The following is a 9,571-nucleotide window of genomic DNA, read 5'->3' as shown; positions in this document are numbered from 1 at the left end:
CGGTTGTCGGCCGTGAGGGGAACCCTGAGGGAATCAGAGTCCCTCAGGGTTCCCCTCACGGACTTCTGCGCGAGCGGAGCGGGGTTCAGCTGAGGAACGAACCGCCGAAGTAGTCGTCGTCATCGCCGGAGTCCTGACGTCGGGCACGGCGGCCCGACGACGGCGGCGGCTGGGGCGCGGACCGCTTCGGCCGGTCGCCTCGGTCGGCGAGGGGATCGGCGAAATCGTCCTCCGGCTGCGGTTCCGGCGCGCGATGCCGAGGCGGAGCGGGAGGAGCGGGCGGTTCTTCCTTCGGCGGAGCCGGAGCCGGCGGAGGCGGAGGCGTCCGGTCGGCGAGCGGATTCTCGTTCGAGTACTCCGCGGGACCCGGCGCGGGCGGGGCCGGGGGCTGCGGGCGGCCGCTGCTCGCCAGCGGGTCCGCGGCGGAGAACCCGGCGGGCTTGTCCGGCGTGTCCTGATACGTCGCGCGTCCGGTGTCCGACAACGGGTTCCCGGCGCCGCCGGTGCGCGCCTCGAGGATCTCTTCGGGGGACTGGCCCTCCTCCAGTTCCTCGAGGATGTCCTTGGCCTCGCTGAGCTTTTCGTCGGCGAGAGCGCGGACCTCGGGGTCGGCGAAGGCCCGGCCCGCGGCGACGTCCTCCCAGGTGAATTCGCCCGCGTCGACCTTTTGCTTGACCAGCCGCAGCTGGGCGGGCGCGTCCGGACGCGAGGCGGCCTTCTTGATCGCCTCGATCCGCTCCGGGGTGTCGGTTTTCGGCAGCGGGCGGAGCTTGATCTTCTCCAGGTCCTTCAGCAGCTGCTGGGACTTGCGGACCGTCCGGTCGAGCGCGGCCTCGGCCTCCCGCAGCTCAGGCGTCTTCCACGAATCGTCCGCGGTCGCGGGTTGGGACATCTCGGCAGTTCCTCCTTAGTCGATGCGGCCGTGGATCCGGCCGCTCGCCGAGCGACGGGGCGGATGGGACGGCGGGTGGTTCGCGGGCGGGTGATTCGGTTGCGCCGGCGGGTGGTTCGGTTGCTGCGGAGGCTGGTGGTTCTGCTGGTGCTGCGGGGGCTGGTGCTGCTGTCCGTTCGGCTCGGACCGCTGGTCCTGCCCTCGGTCGCCCGAGCCCTGCGGCCGGTCGCCTTCGTCGCCGGAGCGGCGGTTGCCCTCGTCGCCGGACCGGTGGTCGCCGCCCTCGTCCCCGGAGTCGCCTTCGCGCGAGCGCCGGTTCTCCGCGTGCGCCTCGCGCGACTCGTTGACGCCGTCCTTGCCCGCTTGCACGGCGTCCTTGGCGTCCTGGCCGATGCCCTTGGCGTTGTCCTTGATGTCGCCGACGTCGCCGCCGATGTTCTTCGCGATGTCGACGAGGTCGCCGATGCTGCCGACGTCCTTGATCTTCTGCAGCTGCGACCCGATGTCCTTGATCGAGTTCCAGATGTCCTGGACCTTAGTGATGATGTCCTGGATCATCTCGATGATCGAGATCAGGGCGTTGATCAGCGGCAGCAGTTCGCTGAACGCGGTGATCGCGTCGGCGATCCAGCCGGCGATCGGGACGCACGCCTCCGCGGCCATCACCAGCAGCCGGTCGATCAGGCTCTTCAGCAGGTCCAGCGCCTTGGCCGCGAGCTTCTTCGACGTGTCCGACAGCAGGTCGAAACCCTTGGCGATCAGCGACGCGATCCCGGCCTCGGCGGCGAGCCCGGCCCGCCACCCGGCCTGCACGTAAGCCTTGTGCTCCAAGGAAGCCATGCCGTGCCAGGAATCGCTGACGGTCTTCTCGTTGGCGACCATCACCTCGGAGAACGCCTTCATCGCCTCGGAGATGTTGCGCCACGCCTCGGCGTCGGCCGACATCTTCGAGAAGTCGCCGGTGAGCGGTTCGATGAACTGCTGGGTGAGCGTGGTGCCGGTGAACTTCTGATACACCCACTCGACGGCCATCACCTCGACGCCGGCGTCCTTCACCAGCGCCTGGACGTCCTCGCCGGAGGTGTCTTCCGGCGGCTGCAGCAATTCGACGATCGAATCGCCGCGGTCGAAGTCGCCGGTGCCGCCGGGAACCCCGCCTGGGTCTCCGCCCGAACCCCCGGTATTGCCCTCGCCGCCGTTGCCGCCGCCTTCGCCGCCCTCGCTGCCGGAGCCGCCTTCGCCGCCCCCGTCGCCGCCTTCACTGCCGGAGCCGCCCTCGTCGCCTCCCCGGCCGCCGTCTTCGTCGCCTCCCCGGCCGCCGCCTTCGTCGCCGCCCTCGTTGCCGCGATCGCGACCCCGGCCATCGCCGCCTTCGTCGCCGCCGTCCTGGCCATCGCGACCGTCCCGGCCGTCGCGACCGTCGCGGCCATCCCTGCCGTCGCGACCATCCCGGCCGTCCCGGCCGTTGCCGTCGTCATTGGACTGTCCGTTGTCGTCGCCGTGCCGGCCGCGGTGCCTGCCGTTGCCGTCGTCGCCGGAGTTTCCCCCGGTGCCGCTCGGATGCGTCTGGTCGTCCCCTCCGGACGGACGGCGTCCGTCCGGGCCGGTGCCGCCCGGATGATTCCCGCCCGGGTGGCCAGGCTGATTGCCGCCCGGGTGCGGCTGATTCCCGCCCGGAGGCGGCTGATTGCCGGGGTGCGGCTGGTTGCCCCCGGGATGCGGCTGGTTGCCGCCCGGGCGGGACGGCGGATGCGTCGTCCCCGTTCCCCCGGAGTGGTGGCCGCCGCCGTGGCTGCCGCCATGGCCTCCGCCGTGCCGTGCCATGTCTTGTCCCCCTCGTCAGAACCGTGCGGTGCGGATGCGCATCAGGCCGCGCCGCGGCCGGAGTCGATGCCGTCGAACTGGTCGATGAACTTCTGGAGCAGCTGCGCGGAATTCGCGTCGTGGTGCGCGTAGGCCTGCGCCGCCTGCTTGACCCCGTCGGACAGCGAGGTCAGCCGCGAGTGGCCGAAATCGAGCGTGCCGCCGTAGAGGTTCCCGACCAGCTGCACCACCGGCTGCAGCACCACGAACAGGCCGGTGAAACCGGACGTGTCGCACGCGGTGGAGCGCATGTAGTCGTTGATCTTGCTGATCTTCTCGTGGAGGCTGTCGAGCACCTCGGCGTACTGGTTCATCGTCTCGACGTCGACTTCTATGCCGGACATGAAAGAAACCGCCCTCCCCGTGAGCTATTCGGTTGCCGAACACTATGGCAACCGACGATCACCGGGCGTGGGCGGTTCCCGGAAATTTGTGCGATTACCTGGGAGGATCGGACGAAGGGGACGAAGCGGGCGGATCGACTTCGTCACGTGACAGGTGCGCGGGGCCGCTTCGGGGCTTATGCTTCGCGGACCGAAGCATCTCAGAACCCATCCGGAACTATGTCGTTCCGCGCTGCCGGATCGTTACCGTTCTTCCCCGTTCGGGGAGCTCCGAGGCGCTGCTGGGGTGTTTCCCAGGTGTTAAAGTCGCGCTAACAAGCGGGCCATCGTCGTCCCGTGCGCTCCCCGCGGCCGGTTCGCCGGCCACCGCACGAAACGACGAAGGAGGTCCCTTTTCCATGATCTTCTCCGCCATCCCCGGCAAGCAGGGTCTGTACGACCCGGACACCGAGCAGGATTCCTGCGGCGTCGCCATGGTCGCCGACGTCCAGGGCCGCCGCACGCACGGGATCGTCACCGACGGTCTCGCCGCGCTCACGAATCTCGACCACCGCGGAGCCGCGGGAGCCGAGCCGACGAGCGGCGACGGCGCCGGGATCCTGCTGCAGCTGCCCGACGAACTGCTGCGCGCCGAGGCGGGATTCCCGTTGCCCGCCAGCGGCGGATACGCCGCCGGGATCGCGTTCCTTCCCGCCGAGGACGAGCAGCGCCGCAAGGCGATCGGGCTCACCGAACGCATCGCGGCCGAAGAGGGGCTCAGCGTCCTTGGCTGGCGCGAGGTCCCGGTGGACACCGACGGCGCGGAGATCGGCCCCACCGCGCGTTCGGTGATGCCGCACTTCGCGATGCTGTTCGTGTCGTCGCCGCACGGCGAAACCGGCCTGGAGCTGGACCGGCTGGCCTTCTGCCTGCGCAAGCGCGTCGAGCACGAAAGCCTCGCTTCCGGCTGCGGCACGTACTTCCCGTCGCTGTCCACGCGCACGATCGTCTACAAAGGCATGCTCACGCCCGAGCAGCTGCCGCGGTTCTTCCCCGATCTTCGCGATTCCCGGCTCGCCAGCGCGATCGCGCTCGTGCACTCCCGGTTCTCCACCAACACTTTCCCGTCGTGGCCGCTCGCGCACCCGTTCCGGTTCGTGGCGCACAACGGCGAGATCAACACGATCCGCGGCAACCGCAACCGCATGCGCGCCCGCGAAGCACTGCTCGACTCGGACCTGCTTCCCGGCGATCTCTCGCGGCTGTACCCGATCTGCTCGGCCGACGCGTCGGACTCGGCGTCCTTCGACGAGGTGCTGGAGCTGCTCCACCTCGCGGGCCGCTCGCTGCCGCACGCGGTGCTGATGATGATCCCGGAGGCGTGGGAGAACCACACCTCGATGGATCCGGAACGGCGGGCTTTCTACCAGTTCCACGCCAGTCTGATGGAACCGTGGGACGGCCCGGCGTGCGTCACCTTCACCGACGGCACGCTCGTCGGCGCGGTGCTCGACCGCAACGGACTGCGCCCGGCGCGCTGGTGGCACACCGCCGACGGCCGCGTCGTGCTGGCCAGCGAGGCCGGAGTCCTTGACGTGGCACCGGAAAACGTCGTCGCGAAGGGCCGGCTGCGGCCGGGCCGGATGTTCCTCGTGGACACCGCGGCGGGCCGGATCGTGGACGACGAAGAGGTCAAGTCCGCGCTGGCGCGCAAGCAGCAGTACAGCGACTGGCTGCACGCCGGGCTGCTCAAGATCGCCGAGCTGCCCGACCGCGACCACGTGGTGCAGAGCCACGATTCGGTGCTGCGCCGCCAGCTCGCTTTCGGCTACACCGAAGAAGAACTGAAGATCCTGCTCGCGCCGATGGCCGCCAACGGGGCCGAGCCGATCGGGTCGATGGGGTCGGACACCCCGGTCGCCGTGCTGTCCAAGCGGTCCCGGCTGCTCTACGACTATTTCAAGCAGAACTTCGCGCAGGTGACCAACCCGCCGCTGGACGCGATCCGCGAGGAGCTCGTCACGTCGATGAGCCGGATCATGGGGCCGGAGCGCAATCTGCTCGCTCCCGGGCCCGCCTCCTGCCGGCACCTGAACCTGCCGTACCCGGTGATCGACAACGACGAGCTGGCCAAGCTCATCCACATCAACGACGACGGCGATCTGCCCGGTTTCGCCTGCAGTGTCCTTTCCGGACTGTACGAAGTGGACGGCGGGGCGGACGCGCTGGCGGCGGCGATCGAGCGGGTGCGGCGCGACGCGTCCGAGGCGATCGCGGCGGGCGCGCGCACGCTCGTGCTGTCCGACCGCGATTCCGACCACCGGATGGCGCCGATCCCGTCGCTGCTGCTGGTTTCGGCGGTGCACCACCACTTGGTGCGCACCAAGGAACGGCTGCGCGTCGCGCTGGTCGTGGAGACCGGCGACGCCCGCGAGGTACACCACATCGCGCTGCTGCTGGGCTACGGCGCGGCGGCGGTGAACCCGTACCTGGCCTTCGAAACCATCGAAGACATGATCAGCCAGGGCGCGATCACCGGCATCGAGCCGGCGAAGGCGATCCGCAGCTACGTGCAGGCGCTCGTCAAGGGCGTCCTGAAGATCATGTCCAAAATGGGCATTTCCACAGTCGGTGCGTACACCGCTGCGCAGGTGTTCGAATCCCTTGGCCTGAGCCAGGAACTGCTCGACGAGTACTTCACCGGAACGTCGTCGAAGCTCGGCGGCGTCGGGATGGAGGTGCTCGCCGAAGAGGTCGCGGTGCGGCATCGCCGGGCGTACCCGGACAACCCGACCGACCGGGTCCACCGTGGACTCGAAACCGGCGGCGAGTACGCGTACCGCCGCGAGGGCGAGCTGCACCTGTTCACGCCGGAGACGGTGTTCCTGCTGCAGCACGCGTCGAAGACCGGCCGCGACGAGGTGTACCGCGAGTACACCGAAGAGGTGCACCGGCTTTACCGCGAGGGCGGCACGCTGCGCGGGCTGTTCAAGTTCCGCGACGGCGCGCGCGAGCCGATCCCGCTGGACGAGGTCGAGCCCGCGTCGGCGATCCTGCGCCGGTTCAACACCGGGGCGATGTCGTACGGCTCGATTTCGGCCGAGGCGCACGAAACTCTCGCTATCGCGATGAACCGCATCGGCGGCCGGTCCAACACCGGCGAGGGCGGCGAAGACCCGGAGCGGCTGTACGACCCGCAGCGGCGCAGCGCGATCAAGCAGGTCGCGTCGGGCCGTTTCGGTGTCACCAGCGAGTATCTGGTGAACGCGGACGACATCCAGATCAAGATGGCACAGGGCGCGAAGCCGGGCGAAGGCGGGCAGCTGCCGCCGAACAAGGTGTACCCGTGGATCGCGCGCACACGGCATTCGACGCCGGGCGTGGGGCTGATTTCCCCGCCGCCGCACCACGACATTTACTCCATTGAGGACTTGGCGCAGCTGATCCACGACCTCAAGAACGCCAACGAGAAGGCCCGCGTCCACGTGAAGCTGGTGTCCTCGCTGGGCGTCGGCACGGTCGCGGCGGGCGTGTCCAAGGCGCACGCGGACGTCGTGCTGATTTCCGGGCACGACGGCGGCACCGGCGCGTCGCCGATGAACTCGCTCAAGCACGCCGGGACGCCGTGGGAGATCGGGCTCGCCGAAACGCAGCAGACGTTGCTGCTCAACGGTTTGCGCGATCGCATCACGGTGCAGGTGGACGGTGCGATGAAGACCGGCCGCGACGTCGTGATCGCGGCGCTCCTCGGTGCCGAGGAATACGGTTTCGCGACGGCGCCGCTGGTGGTCGCGGGCTGCATCATGATGCGCGTCTGTCACCTCGACACCTGTCCGGTCGGCGTTGCCACGCAGAGCCCGGAGCTGCGCAAGCGCTACACCGGGCAAGCCGACCACGTGGTGCGCTACTTCGAGTTCGTCGCCGAAGAAGTGCGGGAAACCCTGGCACAGCTGGGATTCCGGACTCTCGACGAGGCGATCGGCCACGCGGAGATGCTCGACACCGACGAGGCCGTGCAGCACTGGAAGGCCTCCGGGCTCGACCTCGGCCCGGTCTTCGACATGCCCGCGGAAACGCCGTACGGCGGTGCTAAGCGGCGCGTGCGCGAGCAGGACCACGGCCTGGCGCACGCGCTCGACCGCACGCTCATCCAGCTCGCCGAGGCGGCGCTGGAAGACGCGCACCCGGTGCGTCTCGAACTGCCGGTGCGCAACGTGAACCGCACGGTCGGCACGTTGCTGGGCTCGGAGATCACGCGCCGCTACGGCGGCGAAGGCCTGCCGGACGGCACCATCCACGTGCTGCTCACCGGTTCGGCCGGGCAGTCGCTCGGCGCGTTCCTGCCGCGCGGCATCACGCTGGAGATGGTCGGCGACGCCAACGACTACGTCGGCAAGGGCCTGTCCGGCGGCCGGATCGTGGTCCGCCCGCATCCGGGGGCGAGCTTCGCCGCCGAACAGCAGACGATCGCGGGCAACACGCTGGCCTACGGCGCGACGTCCGGCGAACTGTTCCTGCGCGGGCAGGTCGGCGAACGGTTCTGCGTCCGCAACTCCGGCGCGACGGTCGTGGCCGAGGGCGTGGGAGACCACGCGTTCGAGTACATGACCGGCGGCCGCGCGGTGGTGCTCGGCCCGACCGGGCGGAACCTGGCGGCCGGGATGTCCGGCGGCAGCGCGTACGTGCTCGACCTGGACCGGGCGAAGGTCAACCAGGACATGGTGGACCTGCTTCCGCCGGACCCGGAGGATCTGGCCTGGCTCAAGCAGATCGTGCAGCAGCACCACGACCTCACCCGCTCGGCCGTGGCCGCGTCGCTCCTGGGCGACTGGACCCGGCGCGCGGCGGCGTTCACCAAGGTGATGCCGCGCGACTACCAGCGGGTCCTCGATGCGGCGAAGGCAGCGCGTGCTGCGGGCCGCGATGTCGACGAAGCGATCATGGAGGCGGCTCGTGGCTGACCCCACCGGTTTTCTGAAGCACCAGAGGCAAGAACCTCAGAAGAAGTCATACGAGGAAAGGCTTTCCTCGTGGGGCGAGGTCTACGCGGACGTCTCGCCGGACGAGCGCAACGAGCAGGTGCGCACGCAGGCGTCGCGGTGCATGGACTGCGGCATCCCGTTCTGCCACTCCGGCGGTTCCGGTTGTCCGCTGGGCAATTTGATTCCGGAATGGAACGACCTCGTCCGCCGCGGCGACTGGGCGGCGGCCAGCGATCGCTTGCACGCCACCAACAATTTCCCGGAATTCACCGGGAAATTGTGCCCCGCGCCGTGCGAGGCGGGCTGCGTACTGTCGATCTCGCCGCTGTCCGGCGGGCCGGTCGCGATCAAGCGCGTCGAAGAGACGATCGCGGCGCAGTCGTGGGAAGCCGGATACGTGCAGCCGCAGGTGGCCGAGGTGTCCTCGGGCCGCAAGGTGGCCGTCGTCGGCTCGGGTCCGGCCGGGCTCGCCGCGGCGCAGCAGCTGACCCGCGCGGGCCACGAGGTCACCGTGTTCGAACGGGACGACCGGCTCGGCGGCCTGCTGCGGTACGGCATTCCCGAGTTCAAAATGGAGAAGAAGGTCCTCGACCGGCGCCTCGCGCAGCTGCGCAAGGAAGGCACGAAGTTCGTCACCGGCTGCGAGGTCGGCGTCGACCTGTCGGTGGAAGACCTGCGCGCGCAGTACGACGCGGTCGTGCTCGCCGTCGGCGCCCTGCGCGGCCGTGACGACCGCACCACGCCGGGCCGATCGCTGCACGGGATCCACCTGGCGATGGAACACCTGGTGCCGGCCAACAAGTCCGTGGAAGGCGACGGCCCGTCCCCGGTCGACGCGGACGGCAAGCACGTCGTGATCATCGGCGGCGGCGACACCGGCGCGGACTCCTACGGCACCGCCACCCGGCAAGGCGCGCTGTCGGTCACCCAGCTCGACCAGTACCCGACGCCGCCGCAAACCCGCGACGACGAACGGTCCCCGTGGCCGACCTGGCCGTACATCCTGCGCACCTACCCGGCGCACGAGGAAGCGGGCGAACGGAAGTTCGCCGTGGCGGTGAAGCGGTTCGTCGACGACGGCAACGGCCGCGTGAAAGCCGTGGAACTGCAGGAAGTCCGCGTGCAGAAGGACCCGGAAACCGGCCGCCGCGAGGTGGTCCCGGTGAACGACGAGGTCGAAACGCTGCCCGCGGACCTGGTCCTGCTTGCGATCGGCTTCGAAGGCGTCGAGGAAATGCCGCTGCTGGAAGGCCTGGACCTGACCCTGACCCGCCGAGGCACCCTGTCGTGCGGCTCGGACTGGCAAACGGAAACCCCCGGGGTCTTCGTCTGCGGCGACGCCCACCGCGGCGCGTCGCTGGTCGTGTGGGCCATCGCTGAAGGCCGCTCCGTGGCCGCCGCGGTGGACACCTTCCTGACGGGCGCTTCCGACCTTCCCGCCCCCGTGCACCCGACCGCATTGCCGCTCGCGGTGGTGTGACCGGTCCATGGCTCGGGCCCCGGCGCAACGG

The 9,571-nt window shown here is 69.8% G+C and carries 5 protein-coding genes; 2 read left to right on the top strand and 3 right to left on the bottom strand.

What is annotated here, in order from left to right:
* Positions 1-85 precede the first annotated feature (85 nt).
* Genes ABZX37_RS38040 through ABZX37_RS38030 form a run of 3 tightly spaced genes read right to left on the bottom strand, consistent with a single transcriptional unit; the run spans position 86 to position 3,099 of the window.
* A complete protein-coding gene (locus ABZX37_RS38040; RefSeq protein WP_354748009.1) occupies positions 86-892 on the bottom strand; it encodes a hypothetical protein in 807 nt (268 codons plus the stop codon).
* A 15-nt stretch (positions 893-907) separates the two neighbouring features.
* Entirely contained in the window at positions 908-2,716 is a 1,809-nt protein-coding gene (locus ABZX37_RS38035; RefSeq protein WP_354748007.1) for a hypothetical protein, read from the bottom strand.
* 41 nt (positions 2,717-2,757) lie between these two features.
* Entirely contained in the window at positions 2,758-3,099 is a 342-nt protein-coding gene (locus ABZX37_RS38030; RefSeq protein WP_344268093.1) for a hypothetical protein, read from the bottom strand.
* A gap of 398 nt (positions 3,100-3,497) precedes the next feature.
* Between ABZX37_RS38030 and gltB the strand changes: the two genes are divergently transcribed.
* Together gltB and ABZX37_RS38020 are read left to right on the top strand one after the other, a co-directional pair.
* Positions 3,498-8,039, top strand: a complete 4,542-nt coding sequence (gene gltB / locus ABZX37_RS38025) for a glutamate synthase large subunit (RefSeq protein WP_354748005.1) — start codon at positions 3,498-3,500, stop codon at positions 8,037-8,039.
* Positions 8,032-9,540, top strand: coding sequence for a glutamate synthase subunit beta (locus ABZX37_RS38020; RefSeq protein ID WP_354748004.1), 1,509 nt, complete (start codon positions 8,032-8,034; stop codon positions 9,538-9,540). Before gltB ends, ABZX37_RS38020 begins: the two co-directional genes overlap by 8 nt.
* Positions 9,541-9,571 lie beyond the last annotated feature (31 nt).

Source organism: Amycolatopsis sp. NPDC004079 (assembly GCF_040610415.1).
GTDB lineage: Bacteria > Actinomycetota > Actinomycetes > Mycobacteriales > Pseudonocardiaceae > Amycolatopsis > Amycolatopsis halotolerans.
Note: the sequence above shows the minus strand (reverse complement) of the source record. Positions and strands in the feature narration are given on the sequence as shown.